At 72.1% G+C, this 16,398-nt stretch carries 17 protein-coding genes; 10 read left to right on the top strand and 7 right to left on the bottom strand.

Annotation, left to right across the window (positions count from 1 at the left end; genetic code table 11):
• Window positions 1-104 precede the first annotated feature (104 nt).
• The 3 genes from ACFWIA_RS16795 to ACFWIA_RS16785 all read right to left on the bottom strand — a co-directional run bounded on the left by ACFWIA_RS16795 (window position 105) and on the right by ACFWIA_RS16785 (window position 2,901).
• The gene (locus ACFWIA_RS16795) at window positions 105-359 is read right to left on the bottom strand and encodes a type B 50S ribosomal protein L31 (RefSeq protein ID WP_385484205.1); all 255 of its coding nucleotides are present in this window, start codon (window positions 357-359) and stop codon (window positions 105-107) included.
• Window positions 360-439: 80 nt separating this feature from the next.
• Window positions 440-604: a 50S ribosomal protein L33 gene (gene rpmG / locus ACFWIA_RS16790; protein ID WP_387005202.1), complete on the bottom strand. Its 165-nt coding sequence runs from the start codon at window positions 602-604 to the stop codon at window positions 440-442.
• Window positions 605-705: 101 nt separating this feature from the next.
• Window positions 706-2,901, bottom strand: coding sequence for an FUSC family protein (locus ACFWIA_RS16785; RefSeq protein WP_387005199.1), 2,196 nt, complete (start codon window positions 2,899-2,901; stop codon window positions 706-708).
• 370 nt (window positions 2,902-3,271) lie between these two features.
• On the opposite strand from ACFWIA_RS16785, the gene ACFWIA_RS16780 reads away from it, so the two are divergent.
• Window positions 3,272-3,493 carry a DUF397 domain-containing protein gene (locus ACFWIA_RS16780; protein WP_385485154.1) on the top strand — a complete coding sequence of 74 codons (222 nt, stop codon included), beginning with the start codon at window positions 3,272-3,274 and terminating at the stop codon, window positions 3,491-3,493.
• 313 nt (window positions 3,494-3,806) lie between these two features.
• Here the strand turns inward: ACFWIA_RS16780 and ACFWIA_RS16775 are convergent, their stop codons facing one another.
• Window positions 3,807-4,328, bottom strand: a complete 522-nt coding sequence (locus tag ACFWIA_RS16775) for an ATP-binding protein (RefSeq protein ID WP_387005196.1) — start codon at window positions 4,326-4,328, stop codon at window positions 3,807-3,809.
• Window positions 4,329-4,601: 273 nt separating this feature from the next.
• On the opposite strand from ACFWIA_RS16775, the gene ACFWIA_RS16770 reads away from it, so the two are divergent.
• The 6 genes from ACFWIA_RS16770 (at window position 4,602) to ACFWIA_RS16745 (ending at window position 10,272) form a co-directional block, all read left to right on the top strand.
• The gene (locus ACFWIA_RS16770; protein WP_387005193.1) at window positions 4,602-5,489 is read left to right on the top strand and encodes a helix-turn-helix domain-containing protein; all 888 of its coding nucleotides are present in this window, start codon (window positions 4,602-4,604) and stop codon (window positions 5,487-5,489) included.
• 76 nt (window positions 5,490-5,565) lie between these two features.
• Window positions 5,566-7,032: an aldehyde dehydrogenase family protein gene (locus ACFWIA_RS16765; protein WP_387005190.1), complete on the top strand. Its 1,467-nt coding sequence runs from the start codon at window positions 5,566-5,568 to the stop codon at window positions 7,030-7,032.
• 122 nt (window positions 7,033-7,154) lie between these two features.
• Window positions 7,155-7,691 (top strand): DinB family protein, encoded by a 537-nt coding sequence (locus ACFWIA_RS16760; protein WP_387005187.1) that lies wholly within the window; start codon window positions 7,155-7,157, stop codon window positions 7,689-7,691.
• 49 nt (window positions 7,692-7,740) lie between these two features.
• On the top strand, window positions 7,741-8,382 hold the full coding sequence (locus ACFWIA_RS16755) for a PadR family transcriptional regulator (protein WP_387005185.1): 642 nt from the start codon (window positions 7,741-7,743) through the stop codon (window positions 8,380-8,382).
• A 139-nt stretch (window positions 8,383-8,521) separates the two neighbouring features.
• Window positions 8,522-9,454, top strand: a complete 933-nt coding sequence (locus ACFWIA_RS16750; RefSeq protein ID WP_387005182.1) for an ATP-binding cassette domain-containing protein — start codon at window positions 8,522-8,524, stop codon at window positions 9,452-9,454.
• On the top strand, window positions 9,451-10,272 hold the full coding sequence (locus tag ACFWIA_RS16745; protein ID WP_387005179.1) for an ABC transporter permease: 822 nt from the start codon (window positions 9,451-9,453) through the stop codon (window positions 10,270-10,272). The genes ACFWIA_RS16750 and ACFWIA_RS16745 overlap by 4 nt, the downstream gene beginning before the upstream one ends.
• 40 nt (window positions 10,273-10,312) lie before the next feature.
• Here the strand turns inward: ACFWIA_RS16745 and ACFWIA_RS16740 are convergent, their stop codons facing one another.
• On the bottom strand, window positions 10,313-11,725 hold the full coding sequence (locus ACFWIA_RS16740) for a glutamate decarboxylase (RefSeq protein WP_387005176.1): 1,413 nt from the start codon (window positions 11,723-11,725) through the stop codon (window positions 10,313-10,315).
• A gap of 150 nt (window positions 11,726-11,875) precedes the next feature.
• Between ACFWIA_RS16740 and ACFWIA_RS16735 the strand changes: the two genes are divergently transcribed.
• Window positions 11,876-12,634 carry a MerR family transcriptional regulator gene (locus tag ACFWIA_RS16735; protein WP_387005290.1) on the top strand — a complete coding sequence of 253 codons (759 nt, stop codon included), beginning with the start codon at window positions 11,876-11,878 and terminating at the stop codon, window positions 12,632-12,634.
• A 151-nt stretch (window positions 12,635-12,785) separates the two neighbouring features.
• Window positions 12,786-13,034, top strand: a complete 249-nt coding sequence (locus ACFWIA_RS16730; RefSeq protein ID WP_387005173.1) for a hypothetical protein — start codon at window positions 12,786-12,788, stop codon at window positions 13,032-13,034.
• Window positions 13,035-13,088: 54 nt separating this feature from the next.
• Here ACFWIA_RS16730 and ACFWIA_RS16725 read toward each other — a convergent pair whose 3' ends face one another.
• Window positions 13,089-13,454, bottom strand: a complete 366-nt coding sequence (locus ACFWIA_RS16725) for a YbjQ family protein (protein WP_387005170.1) — start codon at window positions 13,452-13,454, stop codon at window positions 13,089-13,091.
• A 209-nt stretch (window positions 13,455-13,663) separates the two neighbouring features.
• Here ACFWIA_RS16725 and ACFWIA_RS16720 point away from each other — a divergent pair, with 209 nt between their 5' ends.
• A complete protein-coding gene (locus ACFWIA_RS16720; RefSeq protein ID WP_387005167.1) occupies window positions 13,664-14,335 on the top strand; it encodes a VTT domain-containing protein in 672 nt (223 codons plus the stop codon).
• Between the two features lie 383 nt (window positions 14,336-14,718).
• Here ACFWIA_RS16720 and ACFWIA_RS16715 read toward each other — a convergent pair whose 3' ends face one another.
• The gene (locus tag ACFWIA_RS16715) at window positions 14,719-16,365 is read right to left on the bottom strand and encodes a threonine/serine exporter family protein (protein ID WP_387005288.1); all 1,647 of its coding nucleotides are present in this window, start codon (window positions 16,363-16,365) and stop codon (window positions 14,719-14,721) included.
• Window positions 16,366-16,398 lie beyond the last annotated feature (33 nt).

Below are 16,398 nucleotides of genomic sequence, written 5' to 3'. Positions count from 1 at the left end.
GCGTGGCCCGGCGCCTGGGGCGGGGGCTTCGGCCGCCCCCGGGGCGGGGGGCCGGCCCGGTCGTCGCGGGCCGGGGGGCGGCCGCGGCGCGGCGTGAGCCGAGGTCAACGCGGTGCGCGCCGCCCGTACCGGCGCTCGAAGCGCTCCACGCGCCCCGCGGTGTCGAGCACGCGCGCGGTGCCGGTGTAGAAGGGGTGGCTGGCGCTGGAGATCTCCACGTCGACCACCGGGTAGGTGGCGCCGTCCTCCCAGACGACCGTCTTGTCGCTGGTCGCGGTGGACCGGGTGAGGAAGGCGTGGCCGGCGGCCCGGTCACGGAAGACGACCGGCCCGTACGGGGGGTGGATGGTGGGCTTCATGGCGGTACCTGTGTCCTTCCTGGGACGACGGGGGTGTCCGGTGGCCGTTCAGGGCCACGGGGTCGGGCCTGCGGTGTCGGTCAGCGCTCCTCGCGGAACGTGACGTGACGGCCCGCGACCGGGTCGAACTTGCGCAGGGCCAGCCGGTCGGGGTCGTTCCGCCGGTTCTTGCGGGTCACGTACGTGTGGCCGGTGCCCGCCGTGGACCTGAGTGCTACGAGCGGACGGAGTTCGTTGCGAGCCATGCCGCTACTGTACTGAAAATGAATACCGTTTTCAAGTATGCTGCGATCCGTGCCCGCCTCGCGCTCGCTCCGTACGGTCGTGCAGTGCGCCGCCTCGCAGGTCAGCCCGTGCGTCGCCCCGTTCCCGGGGGCTCACCGCCCGCCCGGTCGGCCCGCTGCGCCGGCTGAGTTCCCGCCCCGTCCTGCCCGCCCTCCAGGGCCCGGCCGAAGTCCTCCAGCGCCGCCAGCAGCAGCCGGCCCCCGTGCCGCACGTACTCCTCGCCGCGTCCGGGACCCGTCCCCGGCGCGTCGGGGGACCCGTCCAGCGCCGCCCGCAGGGGTTCCCAGTCGGGGACCCGTCGCTCGCGGACCGCCCGGGCCGCCCCGTCCACGGTGGTGCGCAGCACTTCGGCGAGGTGCGCGGCCTCCGGCACGGGGGTGCTGCCGCGCTCCGGGAGCAGGGCCTCCAGCAGGATCGCCGCCCGGCCGACCCGGGCCAGCGCCTCCTCGGCGGCCGCGGCCCGCTCGGGCGCCGGCCCCCGGTGCCGCACGGGCTCGACGGCGGCCCGTTCCACCGAGTCGTGCCACGCGGCGCGCGCCGTCCGGGCGTCGCGCAGCGCTTCCCGTACCCGCTGGCCCGGGTCGCCGGTCCGGGCCAGCGGGCCGGCCGGTTCCTCCGGTCCGGCCGGGACCGCGTACCGCTCCAGGACGGTCGCGGCGTACCGGCCCACCGCGGTGAGCCAGTCGGCGAGCCGGTAGCGCAGCCGGGGCGTCTCCCAGGCCGGGTAGAGCGCGTACGACAGCATCGCGAGCAGCCCGCCGACCAGCGTCAGCAGCACCCGTTCCGGCACCGTCTGGGTCCAGCCCTCGCCGCCCATGCCGAGCAGCAGGACGACGTACGCGGCGACGCACGCCTGCGCGGCGAACTGTCCGGTGCGCAGCAGCAGGTACATCAGCCCGGCGCACAGCACGGCGAGCGCCCCGAGGACGAGGCTGCCGGGCCGGGCCGACTGCACCAGTGCGGTGGCCAGTGCCACCCCGAGCAGGGTGCCGCCGAACCGACCGACGGCCCGTTCGTACGTCTGGGAGAAGTCGGGGCGCATCACCATCACGGAGGTCAGCGGGGCCCAGTACCCGTGCCCCAGGTCGAGGAGGGCCCCGGCCAGGTACCCGACGCAGGTGACGAAGGTGACCCGGATCGCGTGTCGCAGGACGGGGGAGCCCCGCCGCAGTTCGCGCCGCACGGTGGCGACGGCCGCGGGGGCGAGTTCCGCCAGCGAGGGCCGCACCAGCGCACTCCGGCCGCCCGCACCGGCGGGCGCGGTGTCCGTGCCCGCCCCGGCCGCGATCTGCGCCATCTCGTCCAGCAGCGCACCGAGCCGGAGCGCGGCCCGCCGGGCCGGCCCGGACAGCAACGCGCCCGTGTCGGGGGTGCGGAACGCGGCGACCGCCCACGCCGGCGCGTGCACCGGAGCGGCGCTCCGGACGGCGTGCGCGGTGGCGTCCAGGACGGCGCCGGCGGCGGCGAGCAGTTCGCGCACCCGGTCCCGCCCGGGCCCCTGTGCGGGCACCCCGAGCGCCGGGTCGGCCAGTGCGGCGAGTACGGGACGGACGCGCTCCGCCAGGGGGCGGGTGCCGTGCAGCTCGGCGGGGCGGCGGCGGGCCTGCCGGGCGGTCACCGCGGCGGCGGCCCGCGCCTCCATCAGGGGGCGCGGGTCGAAGGGGGCCACGGGGTCGTTCCGCAGGCGCCGCGCGTAGTCCGCCACGGCGGCGAGCGCGTCCGCGAGGGCGTCGCGCTGGGCGCCCCACCGGCGGATCGGGAAGAGCACCAGCAGCGCTGCCTGCACCAGCCCGCCGAGGACCATCATCGCGGCGTGCAGGGCCGCTTGGGCGACCGAGGTGGGCAGGGTGATGGTGATCAGCATGATCGCCACGTTGGTGGAGGCGATCAGCCCGATGGTGGGGCCGACCGCCCAGGTCAGGCCGGCGAGGAAGGTCCAGGCCGCCAGCAGCGCGAGGAACAGCCCGAGGTGCGGCCGGGTGACGTACCCGAGGAAGCTGGAGACGGCGAGGCTCGCGCCGGAGACGACCGCCAGTTCGGGGCTCGGGCGCCAACTGCGCTGGAAGGTGGCGATGGCCGCCTGGAACGCCCCGAAGGCGGAGCTCACGGCGGCGACGGGCCCCAGGGTCCACAGCCCGAGGGCGATGACCAGGGCGAGCCCACCGGCGGCGCGCAGCGCAAGGAGCGGTTCCAGCCGTTTCCGCTCGATGGTCAACCCGGATCGGGCGGACACCCGCAGTGCCCGGAGCCAGCTCACGGCGACAGGATAGGGAGGCCGCCGCCGGGCACGGCGCAACAGGATCGGGCCGGGCCGCGTCTTGTCCCACGAGTGGAGGTGACGCGAATTCGGCCTGCGGTGGCGGTGCCCGGCCCTCGATCATGGTGATCGGGTGACGTATGCATGTCAGATGGTGCGACGGCCGCCCGATGAACGGCGGCACCCCCTCGACCGACGGTTCGGAACATGATCATGGTCCGTAGTCGTGACGCCACCCGCGTGCACGTGCATATGCTTGCGCGCGTGCACGTGAAACACAGCTATGATCCGGGTCAGTTGACCGTTGCAGCAAACGCCACATCAGCCTCTGCGCCACTGGGAGCGACCCGTGCATGACGTGTCCAACGGCATGGCCGCCACACAGCTCCAGGGGGTGGTGTGGCAGAAGAGCCGGCACAGCAACTCGCAGGGGTCCTGTGTGGAGTTCGCCCGGCTGCCGGACGGTGCGGTCGCGATGCGCAACTCCCGTTTCCCCGACGGCCCGGCGCTGGTCTACACGCGCGCGGAGATCGAGGCGATGCTGCTGGGCGTCAAGGACGGCGAGTTCGACCACCTGGTAGCCGGTTCCTGACCTCCCGCGCACGGTTCGCCGCCGCGCGGAACGGGAGTTCGGCGCGATGGGCGACGTCCGTGCCGACGTGTGCGGACGGAAAGCGAACCGCCCGCGCGGTGCGGTGCGCTGCGCCTGCTGCGGTGCGTTCCGGTGGGCGTGCGCGGTTCCCGTGCGGGTGCGTGGTTGCTTTGCGCAGTTCCCCGCGCCCCTGATCGGGCGCGTCCTGCTGCGGGTGCGCGGTCCCGTGCGGGTGCGCCCCGATAGGGGCGCGGGGAACTGCGCGGACGACCACCGCGCACCCGCACGGGCACCGCGCACCCGCAGCGGGACGTCAGAGGCGGAACAGCGCCCAGACGACCTTGCCGCCCGGCGCGGCGGTCAGCGGGTGCCACCCCCAGCTGTCGCTGAAGGAGTCCACCAGGAACAGCCCGCGCCCCGACTCGGCGGCGAACTCCTCGGGGTGGTCACCGTCCCCCGGACCCGCGGCGCCCAGCAGCCCCGAGTACCCGGGGACCGGGGTCGCGTCGCTCGGATCGCGCACCGCGCACACCAACCGCTGGGTCCAGCGCATCAGATGGAGCCGCACCGGAAGGACTTCTCCGGGGTGGACGTCCTGGGGAAGCGCGTGGCGCATCGCATTGGTGACGAGTTCCGACACGACGAGGCAGACGTCGTCGAAGCGTTCGTCCGCGCACCACTCGGTGAGCGTGCGCCGGGTGAACCGCCGTGCTTCGCCGACCGCCTCGTAACGGGCGGACAGCGCACACGAGGTGGCGCTGGACACCGCCGTCGGGTCGATGGGGGGAAGCCCCTGCCTTAACGGCTCCAGCATGGTCGATCCGTTCGTCCCCATGCGAGGCACTCCCGTGGATTCGCGGCCGTAGCGGTACTCCGGTTGCTCGGTGGTGCGTCGACCATGGTTCCCAATGCGTACAGCAGATGCAAGGGCAGATGCACGTGCACGGGCCGGTTTTGGACTGGACCATATGCCTTGGCAACGATTTCTTCCCCGTACTTCTCGTCGTGCCCCCGCGCCCGCTTTCCCCTTTCCGTAACCGAATGAGTACGGGCTGGAAGGTTTTAGTGGCAGACTTCGCCCCCTGAAGACGTTGGGGAGGCTGACGAAGTGACCGCAGGCGAGTCATGGGGGGACCCCCAGGGCCAGAGCGCCGGGGGTGGCTCGGTGGTGCGTCGCATCCTGCTGGGCTCACAACTCAGGCGCCTGCGGGAGTCGCGCGGGATCACCCGGGAGCGGGCCGGGTACTCGATTCGTGCCTCCGAATCGAAGATCAGCCGCATGGAGTTGGGACGGGTGAGCTTCAAGGCCAGGGATGTCGAGGACCTGCTGACCCTCTACGGAGTGACCGACGACGCGGAGCGCGGGCCGCTCCTCGCCCTCGCCAAGGAGGCCAACGTCACGGGCTGGTGGCACAGTTACTCGGACGTGCTGCCGGGTTGGTTCCAGACGTACGTGGGGCTGGAGGGCGCCGCCTCGCTGATCCGCGTCTACGAGGTGCAGTTCGTCCACGGTCTGCTCCAGACCGAGGCGTACGCGCACGCCGTGGTGTCGCGCGGCGGGGCGAGCCGGGCGGACGTCGACCGCCGGGTGGCGCTGCGCCTGGAACGGCAGAAGGCGCTGGTGTCCGAACGCCCGCCGACCTTCCACGTGGTGCTGGACGAGGCGGCGTTGCGCAGGCCGTACGGGGACCGCCAGGTGATGCGCGGCCAACTCCAGCACCTCATCGAGGTGTCGGAGCGGCCCAACGTCACCCTCCAGGTGATGCCGTTCAGCTTCGGCGGGCACGCCGGCGAGAGCGGCAGCTTCACGATGTTGAGCTTCCCCGAGTCGGACCTCTCCGACGTGGTGTACCTGGAACAGCTCACCAGCGCCCTCTACGTGGACAAGCCGGACGAGGTCACGCAGTACGCAAACGTCATGGAACAGCTCACGGCGGACAGTCCCGGTCCGTCGGACACCCGAGACCTGCTCCGGGGACTGCTCCAATTGTCGTAAGACACCAGTACGATGACGTCCCAGACGTCTCATCGGGTGCCGGCGCCCGCGCATGCCTTCTGCGGTTGGGGATCGTATGTCCTTCTTCACTGACCTGGCCCACCAGTTCATCGACGGTGAGTGGCGTACGGGCAGCGGCTCCTGGGACATCATCGACTTCAACCCGTACAACGGCGAGAAGTTGGCCTCCCTGACGGTCGCCACGCGCGCCGAGGTCGACGCCGCCTACCGGGCCGCCGAGCGGGCCCAGCCGGCGTGGGCCGAGGTCGGCCCCTACGCGCGTCGCGGGGTGCTGGAGCGGGCGCTGCGGATCACCGAGGACCTCGAAGGCGAGATAGTCGAGGCGATCATCGACGAACTCGGCGGCACCCGGGCCAAGGCGGAGCACGAGGTGCACCTCGCCAAGGAGTTCCTGCGCGAGGCGATCCACCTGGCCATGCGTCCCGAGGGGCAGATCATGCCCTCGACGGAGCAGAGCAGGGAGAACCGCCTCTACCGCGTCCCGGTCGGCGTCGTCGCCGTGATCAGTCCGTTCAACTTCCCCTTCCTGATCACCCTCAAGTCCGTTGCACCCGCGATCGCCCTGGGCAATGCGGTGGTGATCAAGCCGAACCAGAACACCCCGGTGGTCGGCGGCGGGTTGATCGCCCGGATCTTCGCCGAGGCGGGGCTGCCGGCGGGGCTGCTGAACGTCCTGGTGACCGACATCGCGGAGATCGGCGACGCGTTGCTGGAGCACCCGGTGCCCGAGGTGGTGTCGTTCGCCGGATCGGACCGGGTGGGCCGCCACGTCGCCGCCGTCACCGCGAGCCACCTCAAGCGCTGCGTCCTCGAACTCAGCGGCAACAGCGCCCTGGTGGTGCTGGACGACCTCGACGAACAGGGCCTCGACTACGCGGTGGACGCGGCGGTGTTCAGCCGCTACGTCTACCAGGGCCAGGTCTGCATGGCGGCGAACCGCATCCTGGTGGACCGCAGCGTGGAGCCCGAGTTCACCCGGCGGTTCCTGGCCCGGGTGCGTGCGCTGCGCGTCGGTGACCCGCGCGATCCGCAGACCCACATCGGCCCGGTGATCAACGACTTCCAGGCGGAGGCCCTCGGCAACCTCGTGGACCAGGCGCTCGCCGAGGGGGCCACCGCGCTGGTGCACGGTTCCACGGTGGGCAACCTGGTGGAGCCGACCGTCCTCACCGGGCTGCCCGAGGACTCCCCGCTGCTGCGGCAGGAGATCTTCGGCCCGGTCGCGCTGCTCATCCCCTTCGACGGGGAGGACGAGGCGGTCCGGATCGTCAACGACACCCCCTACGGGCTCGGCGGGGCCGTGCACACCGCCGACGCCGAACGCGGGGTGGCGTTCGCCCGGCGCGTCGACACGGGCATGTTCCACGTCAACGGGAGCACCATCCAGGACGATCCGCTGGTCGCCTACGGCGGCCAGAAGCAGTCGGGGCCCGGCCGGTTGGGCGGCGAGGCGACGATCGAGGCGTTCACGACCTGGAAGTGGATCTCCGTACAGCGCGAACGCCCCGCGTTCCCGTTCTGACCCGCGCCCCCGTCCGCGCGGGCTGCTTCGCCTCCCTGGCCCATTCAGGACCGCGACTGACCTAATGGCTGCCTAGGGTGGGAGATGTCGAGCAGGACACGGCATCACTGGAGGCGGCACCCATGGTCACTCACGTACCCGCGGAAGCCCGCGGCGACGAGCGCGGCGCGCTCCTCGCCTTCGTGGAGGCCCAGCGCGGGGCGCTGCGGCGCGCGGTGCTCGGCCTCACCGACGAGCAGGCGGCCCGCGTCCCGAGCGCCAGCGAACTCTCGCTGTCGGGCCTGGTCAAACACGCCGCCGGAGCCGAGCTGTCGTGGTTGCGGATGGCCCAGCAGCGCCCGAACGAGCAGGTCACGACCGAGGAGGACTGGCAGAACGGCTTCCGGCTGGTCGGCGACGAGACCGTGGCGGGCACGCTGGCCCACTGGGCGGGCGTGGCCGAGGAGACCGAGGAGTTCATCCGGTCGGTGCCCAGCCTGGACGACACCTTCCCGCTGCCGGAGGCCCCCTGGTTCCCCAAGGACGGTGCGGTGTCGATGCGGTGGCTGATGCTGCACCTGGTGGAGGAGCTGGCCCGGCACGCGGGACATGCCGACATCATCCGCGAGTCCCTGGACGGGAAGACGGCTTTCGCGTTGGTCGCAGCGGAACGGGGCTAGTCTGGTCAAAGTTGACCAGTAGATTTCCGTTGAAGGTGGTGGGTGTGGGATGTCGGCGATCCGGCTGCTCGTCCTCGGTGCGGTGCGCGGCCACGGGCGGGCCCACGGCTACCAGGTGCGCAACGACCTGGAGTACTGGGGAGCCCATGAGTGGTCCAACGCCAAGCCGGGGTCGATCTACCACGCACTGAAGCAGATGGCCAAGCAGGAGCTGCTGTTGGCGCACGAGGTGGCGCCCTCGACGGTCGGCGGCCCGCCCCGGGTGGAGTACGAGGTGACCCCGCGCGGCGACGAGGAGTTCTTCGCCCTGCTGCGCGAGGCGCTGACCTCGTACGACCAGAAGCCGGACATCCTGTCGGCGGCCCTCGGCTTCATGGTCTCCCTGCCCCGCGGCGAGGTCGTGGAACTGCTGGGGCGGCGGGTGCGGGCCATCGAGGAGTGGCGGGCCGCGGTGCTGGAGTACTACGCGCCCGAGAAGGGGCCCGGACAGTTCCAGCACATCGGCGAGATCATGAACTTCTGGCTCCACTCGGCCGACGGGGGCGCGGAGTGGACCCGAGAGCTGGTCGAACGCATCGAGGGCGGCGCCTACGTCTTCGCGGGCGAGGGGGAGCCCTTCGTGGGCGTGCTCGCGGAGGGCGAGGTCAATCCGTACGCCACGGGCGAGACGCACCCGGGGGACCGCCGCTGAGGGCGGGCGCCCCGTACGGAGCCGAACCCCGGAGCGTCCCCCTCGCGAAGGCGTTGCTAATCAAGTTTGACTAAACCTCCCCATGGGCAGTACCTTCACCGATCGACCAAGTAGTCAAGCTTGATTAGTGGGGGTCCGGGTGAGTCATGACGCGATCGTGGTCCAGGGGGCGCAGAAGGAGTACGGCGCGAAACGGGCGCTGAGCGGGATCGACCTGACGGTGGCCCGGGGCACCGTGCACGCCGTCCTCGGGCCCAACGGCGCGGGCAAGAGCACCCTGGTGCGCATCCTCGCCACCCTGCTGCGGCCCGACGCGGGCCGCATCACGGTGGCCGGGCACGACGTGCGGACCGAAGCCGACGCCGTCCGCCGCAAGATCGGACTGCTCGGCCAGCACGCCGCCCTGGACGAAGAGTTGAGCGGTCGGCAGAACCTGGAGATGTTCGGCCGGCTGTACCGCCTGGGCGCCCGGGGAGCGCGCGCACGGTCCGGGGAACTCCTGACCGGGTTCGGGCTCACGGACACCGGCAGCAAACCCGTCAAGCAGTACAGCGGCGGCATGCGGCGCCGGCTCGACCTCGCCGCCAGCCTGATCACCGACCCCGAGGTCCTCTTCCTGGACGAGCCCACCACCGGTCTCGACCCGCGGGGCCGCGCCGAGGTGTGGGACTCGGTCCGCGCCCTGGTCGGTGGTGGGGCCACCGTCCTGCTCACCACCCAGTACCTGGAGGAGGCCGACCAACTCGCCGACCACGTCTCGGTGGTGGACGGCGGCCGGGTGATCGCCGACGGCACGGCCGACGCGCTGAAGGCACGCGCCGGCGGCGACCGGCTCGACGTCGTCGTACGGGACGGCACCCGACTCGGCGCCGTGGCGCGGCTGCTGCCGGACGGGGCCACGGTCGACCCGGACCGCCGGCTGGTCAGCGTGCCCGTGACCGACCGGATGGCCGCGCTCACCGCGGCCGTCCGCGCACTGGAACGGTCCGGCATCGAGCCGGAGGACGTCGCGATCCGCCGGCCCACCCTCGACGAGGTCTTCCTGCAACTCACGAAGGGGGCGACGGCATGAGCCGCCAGGGGACGGGCGTCGCCCCGGCACTGACCGACTGCTGGACCATGACCCGACGCGAACTGGCGCACTGGGCCCGCCGACCGGTCCAGGTCGTGGTGGGGCTGCTGTTCCCGGTGATGCTGCTGCTGATGTTCGGCTACCTGGTCGGCGGCGGCCGCGCGGTGGAAGGCGACTACCTCACCTACCTGCTGCCCGGGATGCTGGTGCTCTCCATGACGTTCGGCCTGGAGTCGACCATGGTCGCGGTCACCCAGGACCTCAACAAGGGCGTGATCGACCGCTTCCGCTCGATGCCGATGGCGAACGGCGCGGTCCTGGTGGGGCGGGCGGTCGCCGACATGCTCCAGTCCCTCGCCGCGCTCACCGTCATGCTCGCGGTCGGCCTCGCCGTGGGCTGGCGGGCGCACGGCACCTTCGCGGGCTTCCTGGGCGCGCTCGGGCTGCTGCTCCTGCTCCGGTTCGCGATGCTGTGGCTCGGCATCCACCTCGCGATGGTCGCGGGGCGCCCGGAGCTGGTGCAGACGGTGCAGGTGCTCGTCTGGCCGTTCGGGTTCCTGTCCAATGCGTTCGCGACGCCCGGGGCCATGCCGTCCTGGCTGGGCGCGGTGGTCGAGTGGAACCCGATGTCGGCGACCGCGACCGCGGTGCGGGACCTGTTCGGCGCCGCCGGCGGCCCGGCGGGCTCGGACGCGGGGGCGGAATCGATGGGTTGGGCGGCCGAACACGCACCGCTCCTGGCGGTGCTCTGGCCGCTGGCCCTGCTCGCGGTGTTCTTCCCGCTGGCGGTCCGTAGGTTCGGGGCGCTCAGCAGGTAGCCGGGGCCGCGACGGCCGCCCCCCACCGCACCGGTCCGGCTCAGTGGTGGAAGCCCGTCGCGGCGGCCCGGTCCTTCACCGCCGGGCCGTCCTGCTGCCGCAGTTCCGGCAGCAACCGCTCCAGGTCCGCCACGAAGAGCGTCGCCAGGTCCGCCGAGAACCCGTTGCGGCACACCACGCGCAGCACCGCCAGGTCCTCCCGGTGGGCGGGGAAGGTGTACGCGGGCACCAGCCAGCCCCCTTCCCGCAGCCGTCGCGACACGTCGAACACGTCGAACGCGGTCACGTCGTCGGCCGTGGTGAACGCGAACACCGGCAGCTGGTCGCCGCGGGTCAACAACCGGAAGTCGCCGAGGGACTCGATCCGTTCGGCGAGCCCCCGGGCCACGTCCCGCGTCGACTGCTGCACCGCCCGGAAGCCGCTGAAGCCCAGCCGGAGGAAGGTGTAGTACTGCGCCACCACCTGGGCGCCCGGCCGGGAGAAGTTCAGCGCGAACGTCGGCATGTCCCCGCCCAGGTAGTTCACCCGGAAGACCAGCTCCTCGGGCAGCTCGGCGGGCGAGCGCCACAGCGCCCAGCCCACCCCCGGGTACACCAGCCCGTACTTGTGCCCGGACGTGTTGATCGAGGCGACCCGCGGCAGCCGGAAGTCCCACACCAGCTCCGGATCGAGGAAGGGCGCGACCATCGCCCCGGAGGCCCCGTCGACATGGACCGGAACGTCGAGACCGGTGCGCTCCTTGAGCTCGTCCAGCGCCGCGCACACCTCGGCCACCGGCTCGTAGGAGCCGTCGAAGGTCGAGCCCAGCACGGTCACCACCCCGATGGTGTTCTCGTCGCAGAGCGCCGCGGCGGCGGCCGGATCGAGGTGGAAGCGGTCGCCCTCCATGGGGACCTGGCGGGCCTCCACCTCCCAGAAGGTGCAGAACTTCTCCCAGCACACCTGCACGTTGACGCCCATCACCAGATTGGGCCGCGCCTGCGGGGACGGGTAGCGGTCGGCGTTGCGCAGGGCCCAGCGCCGCTTCAGCGCCATCCCGGCCAGCATGCACGCCTCGCTGGAACCGGTGGTCGAACAGCCGACGGCGGTGCCCGGATCGGGGGCGTTCCACAGGTCGGCCAACATCACCACGCACCGCCGCTCCAACTCGGCGGTCCGCGGGTACTCGTCCTTGTCGATCATGTTCTTGTCGCGGCACTCGGCCATCAGCACCCCGGCCTGCGGTTCCATCCAGGTGGTGACGAAGGTCGCCAGGTTCAGCCGCGCGTTGCCGTCGAGCATCAGCTCGTCGTGCACCAGCTGGTAGGCGGCCGTCGGGGACAGCGGACCGTCCGGCAACCGGTGCGCGGGCGGTGCGTCGAGCATGTCGCCCAGCGGGTTCGCGTCACCGTAGAAGGGGTTCACCGACAGGCTGCGCCCGGCGGACTGATCGGCACCTCGGTGCAGCGACACGGTCGCCTCCGGTGGGTGTGGGGAGCCGTGGGCGTGGGGGCGTCCCACGGGGGCCGCGCGCCGGGGGCCCACGCACCACCGTAGGACCGGCTTGCACCTCACGCGACGTGAGGAGGCACCGTGGGAGACGTCACGAGGAAGGGCGAGGGCATGAGCTACTCCGTGGGGCGGGTCGCCGGGTTCGCCGGGGTCACGGTGCGCACGCTGCACCACTACGACGAGATCGGGCTGCTCCCGCCGAGCGAGCGCAGCCCCGCGGGGCACCGCCGCTACGGCGAGGCGGACCTCGACCGGCTCCAGCAGATCCTCTTCTACCGGGAACTCGGGTTCCCGCTGGAGGAGGTCGCCGTCCTGCTGGACGACCCGGACGCGGACCCGCGCGAGCACCTGCGGCGCCAGCACGACCTGCTCACCGCCCGCATCGAAAGACTGCGGCTCATGGCAGCCGCGGTGGAGACCGCAATGGAGGCACGGAGCATGGGCATCGACCTGACACCGGAAGAGAAGTTCGAGGTGTTCGGAGACTTCGATCCGGACGCCCACGAGGAGGAGGTCCAAGAACGCTGGGGCGGCACCGAAGCCCACCGCGAGTCGCGGCGCAGGACCAGCGCGTACACCAAGGACGACTGGGCGCGGGTCGGCCGCGAGTTCGCCGCGATCCACCGCCGGATGGGCGACCTGCTGGCCCAGGGCGTCGAGGCCGACTCGCCGGCCGCGATGGACGTCGCCGAGGACCACCGCCGGTTCATCTCCGACACGTCCTACGCCTGCGGCTACGAGATGCACGTGGCGCTGGGCGAGATGTACGTGGCCGACGAGCGGTTCACCGCCACGTACGAGGCGATCGAGCCGGGGCTCGCCGGCTACCTGCGGGACGCGATGCTGGCGAACGCCGCCCGGCACGTATGAGCCGCCGGCGCCCCCCGCCGCACGGGGGGGGCGCACCGACCGAACGGGAACGTGCGCTTCCCGTTGTCCCGGGGGGCGCGCGGCGGGATGCTTCACGCAACCCGCCGGAGCAGTGGCTCCGGCGGGCACTGGTGAAGAAGGAGTGTGCACCGTGTCCTTGCACAGAACGCTCTCCACCGCCGCGGTCGCCGTTTCCCTGGCGAGCGCCGCATTGCTCACCGCTCCCGCCGCGCACGCCGCACCCCCGCCGGGCGCCACCGGTTGGGTCACCTTCGGCCCGCACTCCTCGTACGCGCACTGCGTGCAGATCGGCACGTACCTGTCCTCGCCGCAGATGCAACTCATCGACCGGTGGCGGTGCGACTCCTTCGCGCCCTACCAGCTGTGGGTCTGGAAGTAGCCACCGGTCCGCACCCCGGACCGCCGCCCGGCGGCACCACGTGCCGCCGGGCGCTCACAGCGGGGTGATCACGCAGGCCGTGCCGTACGCGCACACCTCGGTGCCGACGTCAGCGGCCTCCGTCACGTCGAAGCGGAACATCAGGACCGCGTTGGCGCCCCGGGCGCGGGCCTGCTCGATCAGCCGCTCCATCGCCTGGTTGCGGGTCTCCACCAGGGTCTTGGTGAGGCCCTTCAGCTCGCCGCCGATCATGGACTTCAGCCCCGCGCCGATCTGACTGCCCAGGTGCCGCGAGCGCACGGTGAGGCCGAAGACCTCGCCGATCACCCGGTCCACCCGGTGACCCGGCACGTCGTTCGTCGTGACGACGAGGACGTCCGACTGGGGGTTCAGCCCGCCCCCGTACTCATCGATGCCCACGCTCACTCCCTGTCGTCGTGCCGACCCGTGTGACTGATGTGGCCGATGTGAATGGTGTTGTTCTCATCCCTCCTGCCCAGCTTTGCCCGGCTCGCCGACGGGTGCATCCTGAGGGCTCCGACAACGGTGCGTGACCGCCGGGCGTTGGTAGCTTGGGCCCGCACCGTGCCCTCCCGTTGCCCTCCCTCACCCCTCTGGAGCCCACCACCGTGACGACGCTTGCGCTCGGCCCGAGCTGGCTGGACCCGAACTTCCTGCTCAACGAGTTCGGGATCTACGGCCTGCTGATCATCGTCTTCGCCGAGTCCGGCCTCTTCTTCGGCTTCTTCCTGCCGGGGGACTCCCTGCTGTTCACGACGGGCCTCCTGGTGACCACCGGGACGCTCACCACGGACCTGTGGCTGATCTGCACCCTGGTCTGCGTCGCGGCGATCGCGGGCGACCAGGTGGGCTACCTCTTCGGCAAGAAGGTGGGCCCCGCGCTCTTCAACCGGCCGGACTCCCGCTTCTTCAAGCAGGAGAACGTGCTCAAGGCGCACGAGTTCTTCGAGAAGCACGGTCCGAAGTCGCTGGTGCTGGCGCGGTTCGTGCCCATCGTGCGGACGTTCACGCCGATCATCGCGGGCGTCAGCGGGATGCGGTACCGCTCGTTCATCACCTTCAACGTCATCGGTGGCGTCCTGTGGGGCGCGGGGGTCACGCTCCTCGGGGCGTGGCTCGGCAAGCACGGGTGGGTTCGCGAGAACATCGAGCTGATGCTCATCGGGATCGTCCTGCTGTCGGTCGTCCCGATCGTCGTCGAGTTCCTCCGGGCCCGCAGGAAGCGTGGGTCTGCGGTTCCCGTGGCGACCCCAGACCCCGACAAGACCGCTGACCGCTAGCGCTACCCCTTGGGTACGCCCCGCTCGGCGTGCGTTGTCCGGCTCGGGTGCGCTGTGCGTTTGCGCAGTTCCCCGCGCCCCTTTCGGGTGCGTCGTGCTGGGGCGCGCGGCTCCGTGCGGGTGCGTCGTGGCCGTTCGCGCAGTTCCCCGCGCCCCTTTGGGTACGCCCCGCTCCCCGTGCGCTGCGGATACGCGCAGTTCCCCGCGCCCCTGACGGGGCACCTTCCGATGCCGTTGGGCCACAGGTGTGCCCCGATAGGGGCGCGGGGAACTGCGCAACCCCACAGCGCACCCGCCCAGGAACCGCGCACGCGCACCGGAACGCACCCGACCAGGGGCAGCGCACCCGCAGGGGAAAGTGCCACCCGCCGCGAACGGGTTCACTAGAAGCCGCGCGTACGCTTCGCGGCCCGCCGCGCCCCCGCCCCCGGCACCCGCAGGAAGAGCCGCGACACCTCCGACCCGAGGTTCACCCCGATGGCGATCGCAATGGCCAGCGCCGCGGCCTTCGTGAGCGACACCAGCCCCGCGTCCAACTCGTTCTGCGCGATCCCCAGCAGCCCGAAGTACGTCGCCGACCCCGGCAGGAGAGGCCCGATCGCCGCCGTCACGTACGGCAGCGCCGACGCGTACCGGTACCGCGACAGCAACTGCCCGAACAGCCCCACCAGCCCCGCGGCCACCGCCGTGGACGCCACCGGCGAGATCCCGCCCGCGTAGTGCATCGCCCCGTACACGACCCAGGCGACGCCCCCGTTGAGGGCCACCGCGAGCACGGTGGACCGCTCCTGCTGCAACAGCACCGCGAAGGCCAGGGTCAGCATCATCGACGCCGCGATCTGCCAGACGGGCCGCTCGATGACCAACAGCGCGGCGTCCGGATTGAGCTCCGCACCGAACCGCACCCCGAAGTACAGGATCAGCAGCACGCCCGTGACGATGCCGACGAAGAAGTACGTGACCTCCAGCAGCCGGGCCGCCGCGGTGATGTAGAAGCCGGTGAGCCCGTCCTGCACCCCGGCCACCAGCGCCCGTCCGGGCAGCAGCGCGAACAGCCCGCCGGTGATCACCGCCGAGGCCCTTACCTCCGCGTGGGCGAGGGTGAGGGCGACCCCGATCGCGGCGGGCGGGGTCGCCGCCACGATGAACTGGTAGAACTCCGGCAGCCCGCGCCCCGCGCACAGCCACGCCAGCCGGTCCCCGAGCATCGCGCCGACCGCCGCAGCCACGAACACCAGCAGGTCACCGCCGACGAGGACGGAGGCCGAGCCCGCCAGCACCCCGCTCGCCGCGGTGAGCACCCACCCGGGGTACGGGTGCCGGTTGCGCCGGATCTCCGCGAGCCGCCGGTACGCCTCCTCCAGCGACACCTCGTGCCCCGGATCGCTGATGTCGTCCACCAGTCGGAAGACGGCCGCCAAGCGGGTGTAGTCGGTGCCGCGTCGGCGCACCGTGCGGGACGCCGTCACGGGGTCCTCGACCAGCGACGGCTGGTGCGAGATGGACAGCAGGGTGAACGTCACGGTCGGTTCGCAGCGGTCGAGCCCGTACGAACGGCAGACGGCGAACATCGCCGCCTCCACGTCCTCGGCGCCCTCGCCGCCCGCGAGCAGCAGCTCCCCGATCCGCAGGGTCAGGTCGAGCACCCGGGGCACCGCGGGTCCGGCGTCGTCCTCGTGCCGCTGCACGGCCTCGGGCGCGGGGCGCTCGGTGACCGACATCCGCAACATGGTGCGCATGCGGTCCTGCCAGGGCGCCTCCTCGGTCAGCCGGACCAGGGGCATCCCGGAGGGCGGGGTGAAGGCGGGCGGCGCCGACTTGGCGCGGTAGGTGCGCGGCGTGCTGAACGCCGACCCCCCTGAGCTGGCGGCCTCGGCGGCTTCGGTGCCGGACGGCTCGGGAACGCCCTCGGGCACCGTGAACTCGGACGTCGTCTGGGAGTCCTCGTCGGCCGCCGCCGGTTGCGGCTGCACCCCGGCCGGCTGGGCGAAGGCGCTGTGCGCCTCGTCGGACACCGGTTTCGTGTCCACCGGACCGCCGCCCGGTTCGGCGGAGGTCGACCC

The organism is Streptomyces sp. NPDC127068 (genome assembly GCF_042724695.1).
In the GTDB taxonomy this organism is placed as follows: Bacteria; Actinomycetota; Actinomycetes; order Streptomycetales; family Streptomycetaceae; genus Streptomyces.
The sequence above is the reverse complement of the archived record's forward strand: the minus strand, read 5'-3'. Positions and strand labels throughout refer to the sequence as shown.

Coding starts and splice junctions, on each gene's coding strand:
- ACFWIA_RS16795 (WP_385484205.1), bottom strand. CDS start 359: ATGAAGCCCACCATCCACCCCCCGTACGGGCCGGTCGTCTTCCGTGAC.
- rpmG (WP_387005202.1), bottom strand. CDS start 604: ATGGCTCGCAACGAACTCCGTCCGCTCGTAGCACTCAGGTCCACGGCG.
- ACFWIA_RS16780 (WP_385485154.1), top strand. CDS start 3,272: ATGGCCGCCACACAGCTCCAGGGGGTGGTGTGGCAGAAGAGCCGGCAC.
- ACFWIA_RS16775 (WP_387005196.1), bottom strand. CDS start 4,328: ATGGGGACGAACGGATCGACCATGCTGGAGCCGTTAAGGCAGGGGCTT.
- ACFWIA_RS16765 (WP_387005190.1), top strand. CDS start 5,566: ATGTCCTTCTTCACTGACCTGGCCCACCAGTTCATCGACGGTGAGTGG.
- ACFWIA_RS16760 (WP_387005187.1), top strand. CDS start 7,155: ATGGTCACTCACGTACCCGCGGAAGCCCGCGGCGACGAGCGCGGCGCG.
- ACFWIA_RS16755 (WP_387005185.1), top strand. CDS start 7,741: ATGTCGGCGATCCGGCTGCTCGTCCTCGGTGCGGTGCGCGGCCACGGG.
- ACFWIA_RS16745 (WP_387005179.1), top strand. CDS start 9,451: ATGAGCCGCCAGGGGACGGGCGTCGCCCCGGCACTGACCGACTGCTGG.
- ACFWIA_RS16735 (WP_387005290.1), top strand. CDS start 11,876: ATGAGCTACTCCGTGGGGCGGGTCGCCGGGTTCGCCGGGGTCACGGTG.